At 70.5% G+C, this 20,685-nt stretch carries 17 protein-coding genes; 7 read left to right on the top strand and 10 right to left on the bottom strand.

Annotation, left to right across the window (positions count from 1 at the left end; translation table 11 throughout):
- Nucleotides 1-12: 12 nt before the first annotated feature.
- The 3 genes from A6B37_RS07315 to A6B37_RS07305 form a co-directional block, all read right to left on the bottom strand.
- Nucleotides 13-2,004, bottom strand: coding sequence for a PEP/pyruvate-binding domain-containing protein (locus tag A6B37_RS07315; RefSeq protein ID WP_111825328.1), 1,992 nt, complete (start codon nt 2,002-2,004; stop codon nt 13-15).
- Between the two features lie 46 nt (nt 2,005-2,050).
- Complete coding sequence (locus tag A6B37_RS07310; protein ID WP_111825327.1) at nt 2,051-3,220, bottom strand: CaiB/BaiF CoA-transferase family protein; 1,170 nt, start codon at nt 3,218-3,220, stop codon at nt 2,051-2,053.
- A gap of 114 nt (nt 3,221-3,334) precedes the next feature.
- The gene (locus A6B37_RS07305; RefSeq protein WP_111825326.1) at nt 3,335-4,237 is read right to left on the bottom strand and encodes a LysR family transcriptional regulator; all 903 of its coding nucleotides are present in this window, start codon (nt 4,235-4,237) and stop codon (nt 3,335-3,337) included.
- 199 nt (nt 4,238-4,436) lie between these two features.
- Between A6B37_RS07305 and A6B37_RS07300 the strand changes: the two genes are divergently transcribed.
- Complete coding sequence (locus A6B37_RS07300; protein WP_102771797.1) at nt 4,437-5,366, top strand: tripartite tricarboxylate transporter substrate binding protein; 930 nt, start codon at nt 4,437-4,439, stop codon at nt 5,364-5,366.
- Nucleotides 5,367-5,382: 16 nt separating this feature from the next.
- The gene (locus A6B37_RS07295; protein WP_111825325.1) at nt 5,383-5,847 is read left to right on the top strand and encodes a MaoC family dehydratase; all 465 of its coding nucleotides are present in this window, start codon (nt 5,383-5,385) and stop codon (nt 5,845-5,847) included.
- Nucleotides 5,848-5,914: 67 nt separating this feature from the next.
- On the opposite strand, the gene argH is transcribed toward A6B37_RS07295, so the two are convergent.
- On the bottom strand, nt 5,915-7,336 hold the full coding sequence (argH, locus tag A6B37_RS07290) for an argininosuccinate lyase (protein WP_102770838.1): 1,422 nt from the start codon (nt 7,334-7,336) through the stop codon (nt 5,915-5,917).
- A 129-nt stretch (nt 7,337-7,465) separates the two neighbouring features.
- On the opposite strand from argH, the gene A6B37_RS07285 reads away from it, so the two are divergent.
- From A6B37_RS07285 to A6B37_RS07275, 3 genes are all read left to right on the top strand, one after another.
- Entirely contained in the window at nt 7,466-8,791 is a 1,326-nt protein-coding gene (locus A6B37_RS07285) for a mechanosensitive ion channel domain-containing protein (protein WP_111825565.1), read from the top strand.
- Between the two features lie 41 nt (nt 8,792-8,832).
- The gene (locus A6B37_RS07280) at nt 8,833-10,893 is read left to right on the top strand and encodes an NAD(+) synthase (protein WP_111825324.1); all 2,061 of its coding nucleotides are present in this window, start codon (nt 8,833-8,835) and stop codon (nt 10,891-10,893) included.
- A gap of 171 nt (nt 10,894-11,064) precedes the next feature.
- Nucleotides 11,065-11,403 (top strand): P-II family nitrogen regulator, encoded by a 339-nt coding sequence (locus A6B37_RS07275; RefSeq protein ID WP_102770840.1) that lies wholly within the window; start codon nt 11,065-11,067, stop codon nt 11,401-11,403.
- 23 nt (nt 11,404-11,426) lie between these two features.
- On the opposite strand, the gene gspF is transcribed toward A6B37_RS07275, so the two are convergent.
- Entirely contained in the window at nt 11,427-12,632 is a 1,206-nt protein-coding gene (gspF, locus tag A6B37_RS07270) for a type II secretion system inner membrane protein GspF (RefSeq protein ID WP_111825323.1), read from the bottom strand.
- 179 nt (nt 12,633-12,811) lie between these two features.
- Between gspF and gspD the strand changes: the two genes are divergently transcribed.
- The gene (gene gspD / locus A6B37_RS07265) at nt 12,812-15,391 is read left to right on the top strand and encodes a type II secretion system secretin GspD (RefSeq protein ID WP_102770842.1); all 2,580 of its coding nucleotides are present in this window, start codon (nt 12,812-12,814) and stop codon (nt 15,389-15,391) included.
- Complete coding sequence (gspE, locus tag A6B37_RS07260; protein WP_102770843.1) at nt 15,388-16,815, top strand: type II secretion system ATPase GspE; 1,428 nt, start codon at nt 15,388-15,390, stop codon at nt 16,813-16,815. Before gspD ends, gspE begins: the two co-directional genes overlap by 4 nt.
- A gap of 5 nt (nt 16,816-16,820) precedes the next feature.
- On the opposite strand, the gene gspN is transcribed toward gspE, so the two are convergent.
- The 5 genes from gspN to A6B37_RS07235 are packed head-to-tail and all read right to left on the bottom strand — an operon-like array spanning nt 16,821 to nt 20,685.
- A complete protein-coding gene (gspN, locus tag A6B37_RS07255) occupies nt 16,821-17,570 on the bottom strand; it encodes a type II secretion system protein N (protein WP_111825322.1) in 750 nt (249 codons plus the stop codon).
- A gap of 1 nt (nt 17,571) precedes the next feature.
- Complete coding sequence (gene gspM, locus A6B37_RS07250) at nt 17,572-18,165, bottom strand: type II secretion system protein GspM (RefSeq protein WP_111825321.1); 594 nt, start codon at nt 18,163-18,165, stop codon at nt 17,572-17,574.
- The gene (locus tag A6B37_RS07245) at nt 18,162-19,169 is read right to left on the bottom strand and encodes a type II secretion system protein GspL (RefSeq protein ID WP_168202126.1); all 1,008 of its coding nucleotides are present in this window, start codon (nt 19,167-19,169) and stop codon (nt 18,162-18,164) included. The genes gspM and A6B37_RS07245 overlap by 4 nt, the downstream gene beginning before the upstream one ends.
- Nucleotides 19,148-20,083: a type II secretion system minor pseudopilin GspK gene (gspK, locus tag A6B37_RS07240; RefSeq protein ID WP_111825319.1), complete on the bottom strand. Its 936-nt coding sequence runs from the start codon at nt 20,081-20,083 to the stop codon at nt 19,148-19,150. The genes A6B37_RS07245 and gspK overlap by 22 nt, the downstream gene beginning before the upstream one ends.
- On the bottom strand, nt 20,080-20,685 hold the full coding sequence (locus A6B37_RS07235; RefSeq protein ID WP_111825318.1) for a type II secretion system protein GspJ: 606 nt from the start codon (nt 20,683-20,685) through the stop codon (nt 20,080-20,082). Before A6B37_RS07235 ends, gspK begins: the two co-directional genes overlap by 4 nt.

Here is a 20,685-nt window from a genome sequence, read left to right as displayed (position 1 = left end):
AAGGCGCGGCGGCTAGCGGCCGCCGTCGATATACGGCCGCGCCTGCAGGACCAGGATGTCGTCGCCCACCACGGCCCATTCGATGTCCTGGTCGGCGCGGCCGCCCAGCGCCTGCTTGACCCGCCGGCCCACGGCCGCCAGGCGCGCGACCAGCGCGTCGTCCAGCACCTGGCGGTCGCCGGCCACCGGCACTTCGCGCACGCCGCCGGCGGCGTCGGCCACCAGCTTGGTGTCTTCGGCCGAACGCGTCAGCACCTGCACCGCCTTGGACCAGCTCGAATACATCACCTGTTCGGCCTGGCGCCTGCCTTCGACCACCTTGATGCCCAGCCCGCGCTTGGCGGAGATATAGGTCACGTGGCGCCTGCCGGCGTCGAACGGGTCGCGCGTGATCATCACGCCCGAGCTGTCCGAGGGCGCGGCCAATTGCACCAGCACCGCCATCGTCACCGCGTCGTCGCCGATGCCGGCGGCGCGGCGCGCCTCGTAGGCCTCGAAGTTGTAGACCGAGGCCCAGACCGCCAGCACCGCGCGCGTGAGCGCATCGGCCTGCGTCACGTTGGGCACGGTGGTGTACAGGCCCGCGCCGCTGAAGCCGGGCAGGTCTTCGGAATTGGACGAGCTGCGCACGAACACGCCGCGGCCTTGCAGGCGGGTCTGCCAGAGCTTGCGCCAGGCTTCGGCCTGCGCGGCGTCGGGCCGGGCCTGCTCGATGTATTGCCGCAGCGCGGCCAGTTCATTGCGCCGGACCTGGGCGTCGCCGGCGAAATCGGCGCGCCGTTCCAGCGCGGCGACGCGGCCGGGGACGTCCAGCTGTGCCATGAAGGCGGCGTACTGGGCAAAGGGAATGCAATAGCCGTCGGGCACGCCGGCCAGGGGCGGCAGGTCTTTCTTCAGGGCGCCGAGGTTGGCCGCCTTGACGCCGCAATAACGGCTGTCGCGCGCGGCCAGCGCGTCCAGCGGCTGCGGCGCGCGCACCGTCAGGTCGGGCCTGGGCAGGGCGCGGGCCGCCCGCGGGCGCTCGACCGCGGCCGGCGCCTCGATGGGCGTGACCTGGTAGCCGTTGCCCGCCACCGTCAGTTCGACCCACTGGCCGTCGTGCTTGCGCAGCGCCGCGACGGCGTCGCGCACGTAGGCGTTGGGGATGCGCCAGCCCTTGGCCAGCAGGTTGACGTGCGAGAGCAGGGTGGAGGGCCGTTGCGTGACCAGTCCGGCCACCGGCGGCAGCGCCACGGGCACCTCGTCCAGCACCACGATGTCGGTGGGCGAGAGGTCCGTGGCCCGGTCCACCGAGGCGACGATGCGCAGCCGGCCCTGCGCGCGGCCGGTGTTCAAGGGCAGGAAGGTCTGTTCGCGCAGCAGCGTTTCCTGCGTGACGTAGTCCAGGCCGGCGCGCCGGGCCGTGTCCTCGTGCAGCGTGGAATTGGTCTTGAAGCGCAGCGCCTCGTAGAAGGCCGGGCGCAGCGTGGCGTCGGCCAGGGCCAGCAGCTCGGGCGTGAGCCGGTCGCCTTCCCAGAATTCGTAGGTGTAGCCGGGCAGGTCGCGCTGCCAGCTCAGCGTGCCGAAAAGGAAACGCCGCTTCGGGTCCTTGTATTGCGCGATCAGGGTCGCCCTGTCCATACCCGGCATCAGGCCGCGCTGGCGCACGAAATTCTCGTGCAGCGCGTAGCGCGGCGTGTCGATGAAGTAGAGGCGGTTGGCGCGTTCGCGGTCGATCACGAACAGCACGTGGGGGATTTCCAGCGGCGTGCCGGGGTTGTAGACGCGGGCCAGGCCGGCGAATTCGGCCTGGTCGCCGATTCTGGCGAGCGACGGCGGCCCGGCCCGGGGCGCCGGGGCGGCCGGCGCGGGCGCGCCCTCTATCCGCAGCTGCTGCGGGTTCTCGTAGGGCGAGGGCTTGCGGGCCGTCTGGGCCTGGGCCGAAGGCAGCGGCGCGAGCAACAGGCAGGCGATGAGGGAGGTAGACAGCGGACCACGCCCGGGTCGCGCACGCGGCAAGCCCATGCTTTGCGCACCATGAATACGGAAAGCCGGGATGATAATGCAGACTTCAGCCCGCGGACTCGCCGTCGCCCAGCCCGAGCTCCGCCAGGATGGCGGCGGTGTGCTGGCCCAGGGCCGGCACGGCGCCCATCGCGGCGGCCGCGCCGGACAGCGTGGCCGGCGGCAGCAGGGCCTGGATCGGGCCGCCCGGCGTGGCCACCTCGCGCCACCGGCCGCGCGCCGCGAACTGGGGATGGTCCCAGACTTCGTGCATGGTGTTCAGGGCGGAGTTGGCGATGCCGCCGCGGTCCAGCCTGGCCAGCACTTCCTCGCGCGACAGCGGCGCGAAGCACTGCGCGATGCGCGCGTCCAGCGCTTCGCGGTTGCGCACGCGCTGGACGTTGGTGGCGTAGCGTTCGTCGTCGGCCAGCGCCGGGTCCAGCAGCACCTCGGCGCAGAAGCTGCGCCATTCGCGGTCGTTCTGCAGGCCGAAGATCACCGGCTTGCCATCGCCCGCCAGGTATTGGCCGTAGGGCGCGATCGCGGGATGGGCCACGCCGTTGCGGGCCGGCGGCGTGCCGCCGTAGTGCGCGAAGTTCAGGGCGTAGGCGGTCCATTCGGTCAGCGCCTCCAGCATGGTGACCTCGACCCGCAGCCCCGCGCCGGTGCGCGAGCGCTGGATCAGCGCGGACAGGATGCCGGAATACGCGTACATGCCGGCGGCGATGTCGGCGATGGAGATGCCGGTGCGCGCCGGGGCCTCGGGCGTGCCGGTCAGGGAAATCAGGCCGGCGGCGGCCTGGATCAGCAGGTCGTAGGCCTTCTTGTCGCGGTAGGGGCCGTCGTCGCCGTAGCCGGAGATGTCGCACACGATCAGCCTGGGAAATTCCGCCAGCAGCGTTTCATGATCCAGGCCCATGCGGCGCGCGGCGCCGGGCGCCAGGTTCTGGATGAAGACGTCGGCCCGGGCCAGCAGCCGCCGCAGCACGTCGGGCGCGCCGGGCGCCTTGGTGTCCAGCGCCAGGCTTTCCTTGCCGCGGTTGGCCCACACGAAGAACGAGGACTGGCCGTGCACGGTGTCGTCGTAGCCGCGCGCGAAATCGCCGGCCTGCGGCCGTTCGATCTTGATGACGCGCGCGCCCAGGTCGGCCAGCTGGCGGCTGGCGAAGGGGGCGGCGATGGCGTGCTCTAGCGCGACGACGGTGATGCCGTCTAGGGGGCGGGATGCTGCGGTCATATCGTCCTGGGGAGTAGGCCGGGGCGCGTGCCGGACCCGGCGGCGGCAAAGCATTATGGGATGCCCTGCGCGCGCGCGGCCAGTCGATATTTTCAAAGCGGGATTCGAGGTTTTCTAATCGTCGTCCGGCGCGGGATCGGCCTGCGTCACGTAGCTGACGAAGGCCTGCGCGTAGCCCGGAAGCGCGTCCTGGCTGCGCATCACGACGCGCTGTTCGCGCACGGCCCAGGACTCCTCGATCTGCACGCACTCGACCTTGCCCTGCGCCAGCGCCGGGGCGGCCACCGAGCGCGGCACCAGCGAGATGCCGGCGCCTTCCTGCACGCAGCGCAGCACGGCGTCGAAGTTGGGCGCGTGCACGCGCACGCGGGGCTCCAGCCCCATCTGTTCGGCCATCTGCTGCAGGTACAGGAAATTGCTGGTCTTGCGGCCGATGGCGACCAGGTCGTGCGATAGCGCGGTTTCCAGCGAAACGCGCGGGTGCAGCGTCAGCGGATGGCGCGGCGGCACGATGAAGACCAGCTCGTCCTGGCCGTAGCTGATGTATTCCAGCCCGCGCATTTCGATCGCGCCGGCCACCAGGCCGACGTCGGCGCGGCCGTCGAGCACCGCCTTCACGGTCTCCTCGCTGAGGTGCTCTTCGAGGTTGACGTTGACGTTGGGGTAGGCGGCCAGGAAGCGGCTCAGCGCGCCGGGCAGGCTGCTCAGCGTGCTGCTGTTGGCGTAGACGCGGATATTGCCTTCGACGCCGTCGGTATGGCGGCGCATTTCCGCCTGCAGGCGTTCGACGTTGCCCAGGATGGTTTGCGCGTAGCGCAGCACGGTCATGCCGGCGGCGGTGAGCGACATGCCTTTCTGGGTGCGCACGAACAGCGGCACGCCCATGGCCTGTTCCAGGTTCTTGAGCCGGTAGCTGGCCGACGGCGCCGTCAGGTGCAGTTCGGAAGCGCCGCCGGTGAGGCTTTTGGCTTCGGCAATGGCGACAAACACGCGCAGGTCGGTCAGTTCGTAACGCAAGAGGGCACCTGGGTTGCGGGCGGCGAAAGCGCCGGGGCGGGCCGCTGTTAGAAGGACTCTAAGCCGGATAAGAAACTTTCGACTGGTCCTGGGTTCGGCCTCGTCTCTATATTGTGCCGCACACACAAGACCTATGGAGACAGGCATGAAGCATGGATTTCCCTGGCGCGCCCTGGCGGGCGCCGCCATCGCCGCAGGCATGTTGGCCGGGGCCGGCGCCGCGTCGGCGCAGGACTATCCCGCCAAACCGGTGCGCCTGGTGGTGCCGTATGCGGCGGGCGGGCCCACCGACACCTTCGCCCGCGCGCTGGCCGAGAGCTGGAGCCGCAAGCTGGGCGCGACGCTGGTGGTGGAGAATCGCACCGGCGCCGGCACGCTGGTGGGCACCGAGACCGCGGCCAAGGCCCCGGCCGACGGCTACACGCTGCTGCTGACCACGGTGGCGCACGCGGTCAATCCCAGCATCCACGCCAGCCTGCCGTACCGCACGGTGGAGGACTTCGCGCCCGTGGGCCTGGCCGCCAAGGCGCCGCTGGTGCTGGTGGTGAACAAGAACGTGCCGGCGCGCACCCTGCCGGAGTTCATGGCCTACCTCAAGGCCAACCCGGGCAAGGTCAATTACGGATCGGCCGGCATCGGCAGCGCGCCGCATCTGGGCGGCGAACTGTTGAACTACATGGCGGGCGTGCGCGCCATGCACGTGCCGTACCGCGGCAGCGCGCCGGCCATGGCGGACGTCATCGGCGGGCACCTGGAATTCATGATCGACAGCGCGCCCACGGGCCTTGCGCAAGTGCAGGCGGGCACGGTGCGGCTGCTGGCCACCTCCATGGCGCAGCGCCTGCCGCAGACGCCGGACACCCCGCCCATCGCCGACGCGGTGCCCGGCTACGAAGCCTATACCTGGAACGCCGTGTTCGCGCCCGCCGGCACGCCGGCCCCGATCGTGGAGAAGCTCAACGCCACGCTGCGCGCCGCGCTGGCCGATCCCGACCTGAAGCGGCGCGCCTACGACATGGGCCTGGTGCTGCAGCCGGACACGACGCCGGCGGAATTATCGGCGTTCCTGCAAAGCGAATTGAAAAAGTGGAGCGAAGTCGCCCGCGCCGCCAACATGAGCGCCAACTAGGATAAGGAAACCCGATATGCCCAAGCATCAACTGTGCGCCCAGCGCTATTTCGAGGACTTCGAGGTCGGCGAGGTCTTCGTGCTGCCTTCGCGCACCATGACCGACGCGCTGTTCGCGGCCTTCCAGCTCGCCAGCGGCGACAACCATCCGGTGCACTACGACGTCGAATACTGCCGCGCCCACGGCATGCCCCACATGCTGGCGCACGGATTCCAGGTGGCGATCCAGACGGCCGCCGGCGCCGGCCTGTTCCCGCACATGGTGGAGGATTCGCTCAAGGCCTTCCTGGAACAGAGCAGCCGCTTCCTCAAGCCGGTATATGTCGGCGACACGCTTTATTCGTCGCTGACGGTGTCGGAGCTGGCGCCCGGGCGCAGCACCGGCGTGCTGGTCATGCAAAGCCTGGTGCGCAACCAGCGCGACGAAACCGTGATGGACGGCGTGCAGAAGTACCTGCTGCGCAAGCGCGAGGCGCAGTAGCGCCGGATGCGGATACGACAAGGCCCCCATGATGGGGGCCTTTTGCTGCAAGCAGGCGGCGGAGGAATCAGCCCGCGGCCGTTTCCTGCAGCACGCGCTGGGCTTCTTCCTTGACGCGTTCCGGCGCGGTGCCGCCCACGTGCTTGCGCGCGGCGACCGAGCCTTCCAGGGTCAGGACCTCGTGCACGTCCTCGCCGATGCTGGCGTGATAGGCCTGCAGGTCGGCCAGCGACAGGTCGGCCAGGTCGCAGCCGCGCTGTTCGCAGTCGCGCACCGCGTGCGCCACCACTTCGTGGGCGTCGCGGAACGGCACGCCGCGCTTGACCAGGTAGTCGGCCAGGTCGGTGGCGGTGGCGAAGCCCTGCAGCGCCGCGGCGCGCATGTTCTCGGCCTTGACCTTGATGCCGCCGGCCATGTCCGCGAAGATGGTGAGCGTGTCGCGCAGCGTGTCGGCCGTGTCGAACAGGCCTTCCTTGTCTTCCTGGTTGTCCTTGTTGTAGGCCAGGGGCTGGCCCTTCATCAGGGTCAGCAGGGCCACCAGGTGGCCGTTGACGCGGCCGGTCTTGCCGCGGGCCAGCTCGGGCACGTCGGGGTTCTTCTTCTGCGGCATGATCGAGCTGCCGGTGCAGAAGCGGTCGGCCAGGTCGATGAAGCCCACGCGCGGGCTCATCCACAGCACCAACTCTTCGGATAGGCGCGAGACGTGCGTCATGATGAGCGCGCCGGCGGCGCAGAATTCGATGGCGAAGTCGCGGTCGGACACGGCGTCCAGCGAATTGCGGCACACGCCGTCAAAGCCCAGGGTCCGGGCCACGCGTTCGCGGTCGATCGGGAACGAGGTGCCGGCCAGCGCGGCGGCGCCCAGCGGCAGGCGGTTGACGCGGCGGCGGCAGTCGGCCAGGCGCTCGGCGTCGCGGCCGAACATTTCGGCGTAGGCCAGCAGATGGTGGCCGAAGGTGACCGGCTGGGCGACCTGCAGGTGCGTGAAGCCCGGCATGATGGTGGCGGCGTTCTCCAGCGCGACCGCGGCCAGGGCGTGGCGCAGCTGGCGCAGCAGGTCCTGCAGGGTGTCGATTTCGGCGCGCAGCCACAGGCGGATGTCGGTGGCGACCTGGTCGTTGCGCGAACGGCCGGTGTGCAGGCGCTTGCCCGCGTCGCCGACCAGTTCCACCAGGCGCTTCTCGATGTTCAGGTGCACGTCTTCGAGGTCGAGCAGCCACTGGAAGCTGCCGGCGTCGATTTCGGCCAGGATCTGGGTCATGCCGCGCTGGATGTCGGCCAGGTCCTGGGCGCCGATGATGCCCTGGGCGGCCAGCATGTCGGCGTGCGCCAGCGAACCCTGGATGTCGAAGCGCGCCAGGCGCTTGTCGAAATCCACGGACGCCGTATAGCGCTTGACGAGTTCGGAAACCGGTTCCGAGAACCGGGCGGACCAGGCCTGCGCCTTGTTGGCGAACTGGTTTTGATCGGGGGAGGGAGTGTTTGCCATGATGGCCCGAATTATAAAGCCTTGCGCATGGCGGCGGCCAAGGCGGCCGGGGTGAACCTCCGGCCGGCCCGGTTGTCGGATAATTCGGACTGGTTTCAAGAATAACGAGCAGGAATACAGCCTATGCCCATGGAATGGGAACAACTGGTCACCCAAATGGACGCCCATCTGCCGCGCGAGCCCTGGGCGCAGACGCTGATCGGCATCGGGGTGCTGATCCTGACGGCGCTGTTCATCCAGTGGGTGGTGGCGCGGGTGGTGCTGCTGCTGGCGCACCGGGTGCTGGTGCTGAGCGGCAGGCGCGACTGGGACAAGGCGCTGCTGCGCCACCGCGCCTACCAGAACCTCTGGTACGCCGTGCCGTTCGCCGTGGTGTCGATGGGCATAGGCCTGGTGCCGCACGTCGAGCGGGCGGTGGAGATCGTGGGGCGGCTGGCGCATGCTGGCGCGTGGATCTGCGTGTTCATCGCGCTCTCGGGGGTGCTGAGCGCCTGGCAGGACACCTATTCGGCCACCACCCGGGCGCAGACCCGCTCCATCAAGGGCTATATCCAGATCGGCAAGCTCGTCCTGATGGCGATATGCACCGTTTTGGTGCTTTCCATCCTGATCGACCGCTCGCCGCTGTGGATGATCTCCGGCCTGGGCGCGCTGTCGGCGGTGCTGCTGCTGGTGTTCAAGGACACGCTGCTGTCGCTGGTGGCCAGCACCCAGCTGACCAGCAACGACATGCTGCGCATCGGCGACTGGATCGAGATGCCGCAGGCCAACGCCGACGGCTTCGTCAAGGACATCGCGCTGCATACGGTCAAGGTGCAGAACTGGGACAACACCGTCACCACCGTGCCCACCTACAAGCTGTTCTCGGAAAGCTACCGCAACTACCGCCACATGTTCGAATCCGGCGGCCGGCGCATCAAGCGCACGCTGCGGGTGGACGCGGCCAGCGTGCGCTTCCTGGCCGAGGAAGAGGCGCAGCAGCTGATGCGCTTTCGCCTGCTGCACGACTACCTGCAGGCCAAGACGCACGACATCGCCCACGCCAACCAGACCATGGGCGAGCTGGCCAGCGTGCCGGCCAACCGCCGCCGCCTGACCAATATCGGCACCCTGCGGGCCTACGCCCTGGCCTATCTGAAGCAGAATCCCGAGATCCGCCAGGACATGGCGATGATGGTGCGCATGATGGAGCCGACCTCCGAGGGCATCCCGATCGAGGTCTATTGCTTTACCGCCGTGACCGCCTGGGTGGAGTACGAGCGCATCCAGGGCGACGTGTTCGACCACCTGCTGGCGATCATGCCCGAGCTGGGGCTGCGCCTGTACCAGCAGCCCTCCGGCGCCGACATCGGCGCGATGGGCAGCAACCTGCGCGAGGGCGCGCTGCAATCGGCGCTGGCGGCCTCGGCCGAGCGCGGGCTGCCCGACGCCAGGATGCCGCAGCAGGTGAGATAATCGCTCATCCGTTCCCACAGCCGTCCATAGGCCCCTAGCTGATGTCGAACCCGTTCTTCAACCTGTATTCCCACGGCTTCGCCCGGGTCGCGGTGGGCGTGCCCGAGTGCCGCGTCGCCGATCCGGCCTTCAACGCCGCCCAGACCATTTCGCTGGCGCAGCAGGCCGCCCAGGGCGGCGCGGTGCTGGCGGCGTTTCCCGAGCTGGGCCTGTCGGCCTATACCTGCGACGACCTGTTCCACCAGAAGGCCCTGCTGGACGCCTGCGAGGCGGCCCTGGGCCAGGTGGTGGCGGCCACCGCCGAGCTCGATATCGCGATCATCGTCGGCGCGCCGCTGCGCGTGGCCCACCAGCTGTTCAACTGCGCCGTCGTGGCCGCCGGCGGCCGGGTGCTGGGCGTGGTGCCCAAGACCTACCTGCCCAATTATGGCGAGTTCTACGAGGCCCGCCAGTTCAGCGCGGCCGATTGCGCCGCCGTGTCCGAGATCCGGCTGCTGGGCCAGACGGCGCCGTTCGGCTCCGAGCTGATCTTCCAGATGGAGCAGCTGCCGCTGTTCCAGTTCCACGTCGAGATCTGCGAGGACGTCTGGGTTCCCATCCCGCCGTCCTCGTTCGCGGCGCTGGCCGGGGCCACGGTGCTGGTCAACCTGTCGGCCTCCAACATCGTGATCGGCAAGTCGGAATACCGCCACCAGCTGGTGGCGCAGCAGTCGGCGCGCTGCCTGTCGGCCTATATGTACACCTCGGCGGGGCGCGGCGAATCCTCCACCGACATGGCCTGGGACGGCCAGGCCCTGATCTACGAAAACGGCGAACTACTGGCCGAATCCGAGCGCTTCCTCGGCCATTCCCACCTGATCTTCTCGGACGTGGACCTCGAACGCCTGTCGCGCGAGCGCATGCGTCAGACCACCTTCGGCCAGTCGGCGCGGCGCCACCAGGAAGAAGTGCGCAAGTTCCGCAGCGTGCCGGTGCCGGTGCGCCCGCCGCTGGACGATTCCGAGCTGCCGCTGGAGCGGCGCGTGGCGCGCTTTCCCTACGTGCCGGCCGACCCGCGCCGCCGCGACGCCCGCTGCAAAGAGGTCTACAACATCCAGGTCCAGGCCCTGGTCCAGCGCCTGTCGGCCAGCCGCATGTCCAAGGTGGTCATCGGCATCTCCGGCGGGCTGGATTCGACCCACGCGCTGCTGGTCTGCGCCGAGGCCATGGACGCGCTGGACCTGCCGCGTTCCAACATCCTGGCCGTCACCATGCCCGGCTTCGCCACCAGCACCCGTACGCTGCAGCAGGCGCGCCGGCTGATGGCGGTGGTGGGCTGCACCGCCTCCGAAATCGACATCCGCCCCAGCTGCCTGCAGATGCTCAAGGACCTGGGCCATCCCTACGCCGAAGGCCAGCCGGTCTATGACATCACGTTCGAGAACGTCCAGGCCGGCGAGCGCACCAACCACCTGTTCCGGCTGGCGAATTTCAGCAACGCCATCGTCATCGGCACGGGCGACCTGAGCGAGCTGGCGCTGGGCTGGTGCACCTACGGGGTGGGCGACCACATGTCGCACTACAGCGTCAACGCCAGCGTGCCCAAGACGCTGATCACCCACCTGGTGCGCTGGGTGGCCGAATCCGGCCGCCTGGGCGACGAAGGCGCGGCGGTGCTGCTGGACGTGCTGGGCACCGACGTCAGCCCCGAACTGGTGCCGGGCGGCGCCGACGACAAGCCCGGGCAGAAGAGCGAAGACGCCATCGGTCCCTACGAGCTGCAGGACTTCAACCTGTACTACACGCTGCGCTACGGCTTCGCGCCCACCAAGGTGGCGTTCCTGGCGCTGGCGGCCTGGCGCGACCGCGACGCGGGCGCCTGGCCCGAGGGCGGGCACGTGGTCCGCAACCAGTACGACCTGGCGGCCATCAAGCGCAACCTGAAGATCTTCCTGGATCGCTTCTTCCGCCTCAGCCAGTTCAAGCGCACCTGCGTGCCGAACGCCCCGAAGGTCGGTTCGGGCGGCTCGCTGTCGCCGCGCGGCGACTGGCGCGCGCCCAGCGACTCCGAGTCGGTGGTGTGGATGCGCGACGCCGAGCGCATTCCCGACCAGGAGCCCTAGGGCCTGTTCACACTAAAAGGAGCCATGCACAGGCCCTAGGCGGGCGGGTTTTCCCTCCCCGCGCAGCCCCCGCTGACGCCGGCCTGGCCGGTGGTATTCTCTTATCCATCGCGCCTGGCCGCCCCGCGGCGGCCGGGCGCCGCAACAGATCGAAAATCCAGGACGACAAACGTGAAACAAGTCACCGCCATCATCAAACCCTTCAAGCTCGACGAAGTCCGCGAAGCGCTGGCCGAAGTCGGCGTCAGCGGCCTGACCGTGACCGAAGTGAAGGGTTTCGGCCGCCAGAAAGGCCATACCGAGCTTTATCGCGGCGCCGAATACGTGGTGGACTTCCTGCCCAAGATCCGCGTCGAGGTGGTGCTGCCGGACAACCAGGTCGAGGCCGCCATCGAGGCCATCGTCAAGGCCGCCCGCACCGGCAAGATCGGCGACGGCAAGATTTTCGTCACCCCCGTGGAACAGGCCATCCGCATCCGCACCGGCGAAAGCGACGAAGCGGCGCTGTAGTTTCAGCCCGCGGCCTTTACCCGCTACCGGATGAGCTGATTCATCTCCAGGATCGGCATCATCACGGCCAGCACGATCAGCAGCACGAATCCCCCCATCAGCAGGATCAGCGCCGGCTCGAGCAGCGCCGTCATGGCCATGGCGCGCCGCTCCAGGTCGCGCGACAGGTTCTGCGCGCCGCGGTCCAGCAGCTCGGGCAGGCGGCCGGTCTTTTCGCCGCTGGCGATCAGGTGCACCAGCAGCGAAGGAAACACCTTCTGCGCACCCAGCGAGGACGATAGCGCCGCGCCCTCGCGCACCCGCGCGGCGGCGTCGTCCACCGCCTGGCGCAGCACGTCGTTGCCCAATGTGCGGCGCGCGGCCTCCAGCGCCGTCAGCAGCGCCACGCCGCTGCCCGACAGGATCGCCAGCGTCGAGGCGAAGCGCGCCGCGTTCACGCCCAGCACGAAGCGCCCGGCCAGCGGCATGCGCAGCACGCGCGCATGCCAGGCGCGCCGCGCCGCCGGGGCGCGCAGCGCATAGCGCCACAGCGCGATGGCCGCGGCCAGCGTCGCGCCGGTGGCCACGCCCCATTCGCGCACATAATCCGACAGCGACAGCATGATGCGCGTCAGCAGCGGCAGTTCCTGCTTGGCCTGGCTGAACGCCGACACCACCTGCGGCACCACGTAGCCCAGCAGGAATATCACGATCACGACCGATACGCAGGCCACGACTGCCGGATAGATGAAGGCGGTCATGACCTTGCTGCGCAGGGCGTTGCGCTCTTCGATGTAGTCGGCCAGCTTTTCCATCACCTGCGCCAGGTCGCCGGATTCCTCGCCGGCGGCGATCAGCGCGCGGTAGATCTCGGGGAAATCGCGCGGCCGCGCCGCCAGCGCCACCGACAGCCGGTGGCCGGCGCGCACGTCGTCGCGCACGCCGCCCAGGCTGGCGGCGATGTGTTTTTTCTCGGCCTGGTCCAGCGTGGCGCTCAGGGCCGCGTCCAGCGGCAGGCTGGCGGCCAGCAGGCTGGCGAGCTGACGCGTGATCCAGGCCAGGTCGGCGTCCGACAGGCGCGCGCGCAGCGAGGCGCCCAGCCCTTCGGCGCGCGCCGCCGGCGCGGTCGACAGCGGCAGCAGGCCGCGGCCGCGCAACTGGTTGCGCGCGCCGCGTTCGGTGTCTGCGTCGATGGTGCCGCGGACGATTTTTCCGAGCGCGTCGGTGGCTTCGTAACGAAAGGATGGCATGGTGGCAAAGCGTCGGCCGCGCGCGCGTCCGATCGCGCGAAAGGCCCGTATTCAAAGGGTTTCCAGGCCGTCACCTTGCCTCTGGATTATGACCGTAGTGTTGCAGTGTCACCCCGTATACTCCGACGCGCTTTCACGTTTTTTCACCCCGATTTCACGTACCAGGCACCGATCCCGTCATGCGTTACCTCGCGCCACTCAGCCTTGCGGTTCTGCTTGCCGCAAGCCAACTCGGACCCGCGGCCGGCACGGCTCACGCCCAGCAGACCGACAACCGCGTCAGCCTGAATTTCGTCGACACCGACATCCCCGCAGTGCTGCGCGCGCTGTCGCTGTTCACGCAGCGCAATTTCCTGGTGGACCCGCGCGTCAAGGGCAAGCTCACGCTGGTGTCGGACCGTCCGGTGGACAGTAAACAGGCGCTGGCGATGCTGACCGGCGCGCTGCGCCTGCAGGGCTTTGCCATCGTCGATGTCGACGGCGTGACGCGCGTGGTGCCCGAGGCCGACGCCAAGCTGCAGGGCAGCGCGGTGGTGGGCGGGACCCGGCCGGCTGCCGGCGCGCCGCCCGGGCCGGTGCCGGTGGCGGCGTTCGCCAAGCGGGCCGGCGGCGAGATGCTGACCCGGGTGTTCCCGCTCAAGTACGAGAACGCGGCCAATCTGGTGCCGGTGCTGCGGCCGATGGTGCCGCCGAACAACCCCATCAACGCCTATCCCGGCAACAACACGCTGGTCGTGACCGACTATGCCGACAACCTGGAGCGCATCGCGGCCGTCATCGCCCGCATCGACGTGCCCAGCTCCATCGACACCGACGTGGTGCCGATCCGCTCCGGGATCGCGTCCGATATTGCCGTGCTGGCTTCGCAATTGCTGGATACGCAAAGCAGCGATCCCACGCAGCGCATCGCCATCGTGGCCGACCCGCGCAGCAACAGCGTGCTGGTGCGCGCCGGCAGCCCGGCGCGCACGCGGCTGGCGCGCGACCTGATCGAAAAGCTCGACGCGCAGCAGAACCGCGCCGGCAATCTGCACGTGGTGTACATGCGCAACGCGCAGGCCACGCGCATCGCCGAAGTGCTGGGCGGCCTGCTGGCGGGGCAGGCCAATTCCGCGCCGGGCGCGGCCGGCGGCGCGGGTGCGGCGGGGCAGTCCGGCGCGCGCGCGCAGAACGTTTCGGCCACGAGCGCGCCGCAGTCCGGCCTGGGCATGTCCGGCGGATCGAATTCGGGCAAGGGCGGCCTGTCGGGCGAGCAGGAGCGCATCGCGCGCGAGGACACCGGCACGCAGGCCGTGTCGTATTCGGCCGGCGGCGCCACCATCCAGGCCGATCCCGCCACCAATTCCCTCATCATCTCCGCGCCCGAACCGCTGTACCGCAGTCTGCGCGAAGTCATCGACCAGCTCGACCAGCGCCGCGCGCAGGTCCTGGTGGAAAGCCTGATCGTGGAGGTCAGCGCGGAAAAGGCCGCCGAGTTCGGCATCCAGTGGATGACCGGCGGCGGCAGCATCAGCAACGGCGGCAGCAGCTTCATCGGCGGCACCAACCTGGGCGGCAGCGGCATCACCGGCGGCGGCCCCACCACCATCGACGCGCTGGCCAACGGCCTGAGCCTGGGCGTGGTCAAGGGCACGGTGGACGTGCTCGGCAACGAGATCATCAACCTCGGCGTGCTGGCCCGCGCCATGCAGAACACGGGCGAGGCCAACATCCTGTCCACGCCCAACCTGATGACGCTGGACAATCAATCGGCCAGCATCCTGGTGGGCAAAACGGTGCCCTTCGTGACGGGCCAGTACGTGACCTCGGGCAGCAACGGCAGCAGCAACCCGTTCCAGACCATCGAACGCGAGGACGTGGGGCTCAAGCTCAACATCCGGCCGCAGATCTCCGAGGGCGGGGCGGTCAAGCTGGACATCTACCAGGAGGTCAGCAGCATCGACGAGGCCCGCTCCTCGGCCACCACCGGCATCGTGACCAACAAGCGCGCCATCGACACCAGCGTGCTGATCGACGACGGCCAGATCATCGTGCTGGGCGGCCTGCTGGAAGACAGCGTCTCGCTGTCGTCGGACAGCGTGCCGGGGCTGGGCTCGATTCCCGTGCTGGGCGCGCTGTTCCGCTACGACACCCGCAAGCGCACCAAGACCAACCTGATGGTGTTCCTGCGGCCCTACGTGGTGCGCGACGCGCGCCGCAGCGCCAGCGTCACCATGGACCGCTACGACTACATGCGCCGCGCCCAGGCCGGCGCGCAGCCGGGCAAGCACTGGCTGCTGCCCGACATGCAGGCGCCGCTGCTGCCGTCGCCGGGCTCGGCGCCGTCGGTGTCCAACAACGCCTACGACATGCGCCCGGAGCAGCTGGCCGAGACCATGCGCCGCCCGCCGCCCGTGACGGTCGAGTCCTTCGCGGTGCGCCAGTACCCCACGCCGGCGCAGCCCACGGACCCGTCGCTGCCGATCCGCGTGAACCTGCCGCGCGGGGTCAGCGTGGCGGTGGACCCCGAGTCGCTCTACGCCGAGGCCGACCGCAGCAGCGCCACGTTGCAGTTCGCCTCGGTCGAGGCGCGCAGCGACGCCGACAAGATCGTGCAGCGGGTGCGGGCCAGCGGCCTGCAGGCCTACGTGCAGGTCGGCCCCGGCGGCATGGGCTACGTGGTGCGCAGCCAGGTGGCCAAGGACCCGGGCACCATTTCCACGGCCACCGCGCTGCTGCGCGAACTGGGATTCAAGAGCGAAGTGGTTTCGCAATTATGAGCGCGCATCCCTTGCCCTACGCCTGGGCCCGCGCGCAGCGCGCGGTGCTGTCGCTGCGGGGCGGGCGGGCGCAGCTGACCGTCAGCCCGCGCACGCCCGAATGGGCCGTGCGCGAGATCCGGCGCTGCCACGGCGATATCGCCGTGGCCGAGGTCGACGACGAGGCGCTGGAGACGCTGCTGACGGCGGCCTACAGCCATTCCGAGGACGCCGCCTCGGTCATGGGCGTGGCCGAAAACGAGATCGACCTGGACCGGCTGCTGCAGGACATGCCCGAGGTCGCGGACCTGCTGGAGGCGCAGGACGACGCGCCGGTGATCCGCATGATCAACGCGCTGTTCGCGCAGGCCGCGCGCGACGGCGCCAGCGACATCCACATCGAGCCGTTCGAGACCCATTCGGTGGTGCGCTACCGCGTCGACGGCACGCTGCGCGACGTGGTCTCGCCGCGCAAGGCGCTGCACGCGGCGCTGATCTCGCGCATCAAGATCATGGCGCACCTGGACATCGCCGAAAAACGCCTGCCGCAGGACGGCCGCATCGCGCTGCGCGTGGGCGGGCGGCCCATCGACGTGCGCGTCTCGACCCTGCCCACCGGCCACGGCGAGCGCGCCGTGCTGCGGCTGCTGGACAAGGAAGCCGGGCGGCTGCAGCTGGAGCGCCTGGGCATGGCCCCGGGCGTGCTGGCGCAGCTCGACCGCCTGATCCGCCAGCCTCACGGCATCGTGCTGGTGACCGGACCCACCGGCAGCGGCAAGACCACCACGCTGTACGCGGCGCTGAGCCGGCTGGACGCGGCCACCAGCAACATCCTGACGGTGGAAGACCCGATCGAATATGATCTGCCCGGCATCAGCCAGACCCAGGTCAACGCCAAGATCGACATGAGCTTCGCGCTGGCGCTGCGCGCCATCCTGCGGCAGGACCCCGACGTCATCATGATCGGCGAAATCCGGGATCTGGAAACCGCCCAGATCGCGGTGCAGGCTTCGCTGACCGGCCACCTGGTGCTGGCCACGCTGCACACCAACGATTCGGTCTCGGCCGTGACTCGCCTGACCGACATGGGCGTGGAGCCGTTCCTGCTGGCCTCGTCGCTGCTCGGCGTGCTGGCCCAGCGCCTGGTGCGCAAACTGTGCCCGGAATGCAAGCGGCCGACGACGCAGGACGGCGCGCGCGTGTTCCATCCGGTGGGGTGCGCGGCCTGCAACCACACCGGCTACAGCGGCCGTTCCGGCATCCACGAACTCTTCACCGTCGACGACGAGGCGCGCCGCCTGATCCACGAAGGCAGCGACGAACGCGAGCTGCGGCGGGCGGCGGCGGCCGCAGGAATGCGGACCATGCGCGAGGACGGCCAGCGCTGGGTCGACGGCGGACAGACCTCGCCCGAGGAAATCCTGCGGGTCACGCGCGACGCGTGAGGCAGTTACACCCCGAAACTCACCACATCCCCCGAGCGCCGTCCCAGCATCGACATAAAGCCCTCCAGCGCGGCCCGCTCCGCCTCACCCGCCGAAGCCGCGTAGCGCGCCTGCCCCTGGAAGCGCAGCCCGCCGCCAGTGGCGCTGCCCTGGCCGGTCACGTCCAGCAGGCCGTTCTCGGTGCTGAGCGTCAGCGCGGCGCCGTTCTTGCCTCCCTGTACGCGCAGCACGTAGGTGCCGACGCTGGCGACCGGCGCGAGCGCGGTGGCGGCGTTGCGCCAGCGCACTTCGGCCAGCGGGCCGGCGGGCAGCGCCGCGCCCAGGCGCAGCGGCTGCCAGGCGATTTCCAGCGTGCCCTGGGGCGCCATGGTGTTCCACGGCGCGCCCAGCGCGGCCAGGGTCGAGGCGGGCGCGCGCAGCGACTGGGCCGACAGCGATAGGCCGTTCCAGGCCGGGCGCGCCTGCAGCGCGCCTTGCAGCCAGGGATGGGAAATTTCCAGCGCCAGCGTGTCCCAGCGCCAGCGCCATTGCAGCGGCTGGGGCAGCATGCGGCGCGCGCCGGGCGGGCCCAGCGCGATCCAGGCGCTGCCGCGCCACAGCGTGCCGGCGGCGTCGGCCAGCGTGAGCGGCGCATCGTGGGGCAGCACGGCCAGCAGCCAGCGCGCGGGCAAGACCGCGGCGCCGGCGGCGGCCGCGCAGACGGCGGCCGCGCACAGCAGCGCGGCGTTCCGGCGGGAAAAGCGCGGTGCAGCCATGTCAGTTCCTGCCTTTTGCCGCCGCGGGCAAGACCAGCACCACCTTGCCATTGACCAGGCCCGGCAGCGGACGCCCGTAGGCATTGGCCGCGCGCGTGAGTTCCACCTGCTGCACCGCCAGGCCCCAGTCGCGGGCGCCGCCGTCCAGCCATCGCAGCAGCGCCGAGGCGGGCGCTTCTTTCAGGGTCAGCAGCACGCCGGGCCCGGCTTCGGGTTCGCCCAGCGTCCATTGCGCGGCGGGCAGGCCGGCGCGTTCCAGCGACGCGCCCAGTTCGGCGGGCGCGGGCAGGGCGGCGGCCGGGGCCGCGGCGCGCCGCCGCAGCGCCTGGGCCTGGGCGGTCAGGTCGGCGACGGTGGCGGCCTGCGCGCGTAGCGCGGGCAGTTCGGCGTGGAGCTTGCGCATCGTGTTCAACGGCGGCTCTATCAGGGTGACGAACACCAGCGCCGCGCCCAGCAGCAGCGCAGCGCCCGCCAGCAGCCGGCGTTCGCGAGGGACCAGCGCCTGGTAGCGCTGGCGCGCGCGCGCCAGCAAGGGGTCCACGGGTTTGCGGGCGGATTGCCAAGCGGCATGCAGGCGGTGCGAGAACGTATTCATGGCTGGGCGCGCAGGATGCGCCAGGTGTGGTCGGAGTCGGTGCGTTCCAGCTTCAGGCCCAGGGCGGCAGCCTGCTGGATCAGCGCGGGAGTTTCGGCGACGCGTTGCGACTGCTCGCCGGCGTCGGCCAGCTGCAGCGTGAGCGCCTGGTCGGCGTAGCCCAGGCGCGCCACCTTGTCGGCCGCGAAAGGCAGCGCCTGGGCCGCGGCCCGGGCCAGCGGCAGGAAGTCGGCGGCGTTGTGCGCGCCGCGGTCGGCCTGCAGCGCGTCCAGGCCTTGCCGCGCCTGGCGCGCCGGGTCCAGCAGCACGGGCAGCTCCGGGAAGGCGGCCAGCACCTGCCGGCGCATGCCTTCGTCCAGCGCGTCGGCTTCGGCGCGCAGTTGCGACGCATAAAGATTGAGGCCGCCTATCCATACCGCGGCGGCCGCCGCGCCCCAGCGCCAGACGCCGCGCCAGCGCGAGGCGCGCGCCGGCGCCAGCTGCGGCATGGCCAGCGACCACGAAGGCGAGGGCGCCTGCCAGCGCGGATCGGCCGGTTCGCGCAGCGGCCCCGCGTCGGCGCCCAGCGTCTGCGGCGCGATCAGCGCCTGCACGCGCAGGCCCTGGGCGTTCAACAGGCTCCACGCGCGGCGCACGGGTTCGCGCGCCGCCCAGGCCAGTTCGACGCGGCCGTCCGCGGCGCGCGGGCCAAAGCCGATCGCCAGGGCGTCCAGGTCGCTGAGCACCAGCGGCTCCAGCGCGGCGTGGAGCGCGGCGGCGTAGCGCGCGCGCGGCACGGCCGGGATCTGCACGCTGGTGGCGATCACGTCCGCCGGATGCAGCACGGCTTCGCAGGCGGCCTGCGGATAGGCGTGGCCCAGCGCGTGCAAAGCGAGTTCGCCCTGCCGCGCGCAGCGGCCGCGCCGGTCGAACCAGGCGTAGGGCAGGGGCGAGTCCTCGCCGAACTCGGCCAGGGCGGGCAGCGCGATGCGCAGCATGTTCTTCAAGGGTTTTCTCTTGTCCATAGGGTGTCGGGCGCGGCCGGCGGGGCGCTGCGCATCAGGGCCTGCATGGAGATCCGCGCGCGTTCGTAGACGACGGTGCCGCTGGCCATGAACCAGTCGCTCTTGGTGGCCACCGTCGGCGCGGCGGTCTCGACGCCGGTGCCGGCCAGGCGGTTGGCGAAGTCGCCGGCATTGTTGAACCAGTTGCCGCGGTCGCGCTCGCCGGCCAGGAACTGCGCCTGGCTGAGCGACATGCCCTGCACCAGCGCGGCGATGACCTCGGGCGGCGCGGTGTTGACGTTGACCGGCGTGGCCGCCGGCAGCACCGTCATCGTGCGGCGCAGCGCCGCGCGCGCCGGTGGGTCCAACGCCAGCAGCGCCGCGATCTCGTCCACGCCGCGCGGCAGGGGCGCGCGGGCATGGGGCGCGGCGGCGGGCGCGCCGGCGGCGTCGGGCGCCGGGGCCGGCGGTTGCGCGGCCGCGATGATGTCCATGATCTGCGCGGCCAGCGCGTCGGGCAGCTGCAGCAGCTTGAGCAGGCGGCGCAGCACCTCTTCCTGCTGCGGCTGCGGCACGCCGTTGCTGGCCAGGTTGTAGAGGTTGTACTTGCCCTGTTCGTCCTCGATGCGGCCGGCGAACACCGCCACGCGCTCGTCGCCGGGGCGTTCGATGCGCGTGTCCAGGATGGGCGTGGCCCAGATCTGGTCGCCGCGCGTGACCGCTTCGCGCCGGCCGTGGTCGCGCAGCACCAGTCTGGCCCAGTCGATGCCGCCGGCCAGCATGGCGCGGGCCTGCACGCGGGCAAGCTCGTTCTCGACCCGCCGCGTGCTGGCGGTCTGGCGCTGGAACAGGCTGGTGGTCAGCGCCGCCACGATGGCGACGATGATGAGCGCGCTGATGACCGCCGCGCCCCGTTCGCGGACGGACGGGCTCATGGCAGCTCCAGGATGCGGCTGAAGCGCTGCGGCGCCTGGGGCGCGCCGCGTTCCAGCGTGATCTCGATGCCGGCCGGCGGCGACGCCAGGCTGGCGTTGCTGTCGACCCAGCCCGTGCCCGGTACCCAGGCGCGCAGTTCCAGCGCGCGCACGCCCGGCAGCAGCAGGACGCCGCCGTCCGGCGCGGGCAGGGGGCCGCGCGCTGCGGACGGCCCGCTGGCGCGCCACAGGCCGTCCTTGCGGACCTGCCAGTGCACTTGCTGCCACAGGCCGTTGCCGTCGGGGTCGGGGCGCAGCAGCTCCAGCGTCTGGCCGCCGCTTGCGCGGCGCAGCAGGCGCAGGCCGGCGGTGTAGGACTGCGCGTCCTGGCCGGCCGGCTCGAACGCAGGCCCGGTATAGGACAGCTCCACGTCGCGCGCGATCTGGCCCAGCGCGCGCACGATGGCGTCGATATCCTGCGTCTGTTCCTCGATCCGGTCGCGGGCGTTGGATACGTTGGCCAGGCCGCGCCAGGCCATCAGGCTGACCAGCGCCATCAGCGCCAGCGCCACCAGCACTTCCATCAGCGTGAAGCCGGCCTGGGATCGCAGCGGTCTACGCAT

The sequence above is a fragment of the Achromobacter sp. HZ01 genome, from assembly GCF_003267925.1.
Taxonomy (GTDB): Bacteria; Pseudomonadota; Gammaproteobacteria; order Burkholderiales; family Burkholderiaceae_B; genus Achromobacter; species Achromobacter pulmonis_A.
This window is presented reverse-complemented; position numbering and strand designations above follow the sequence as displayed.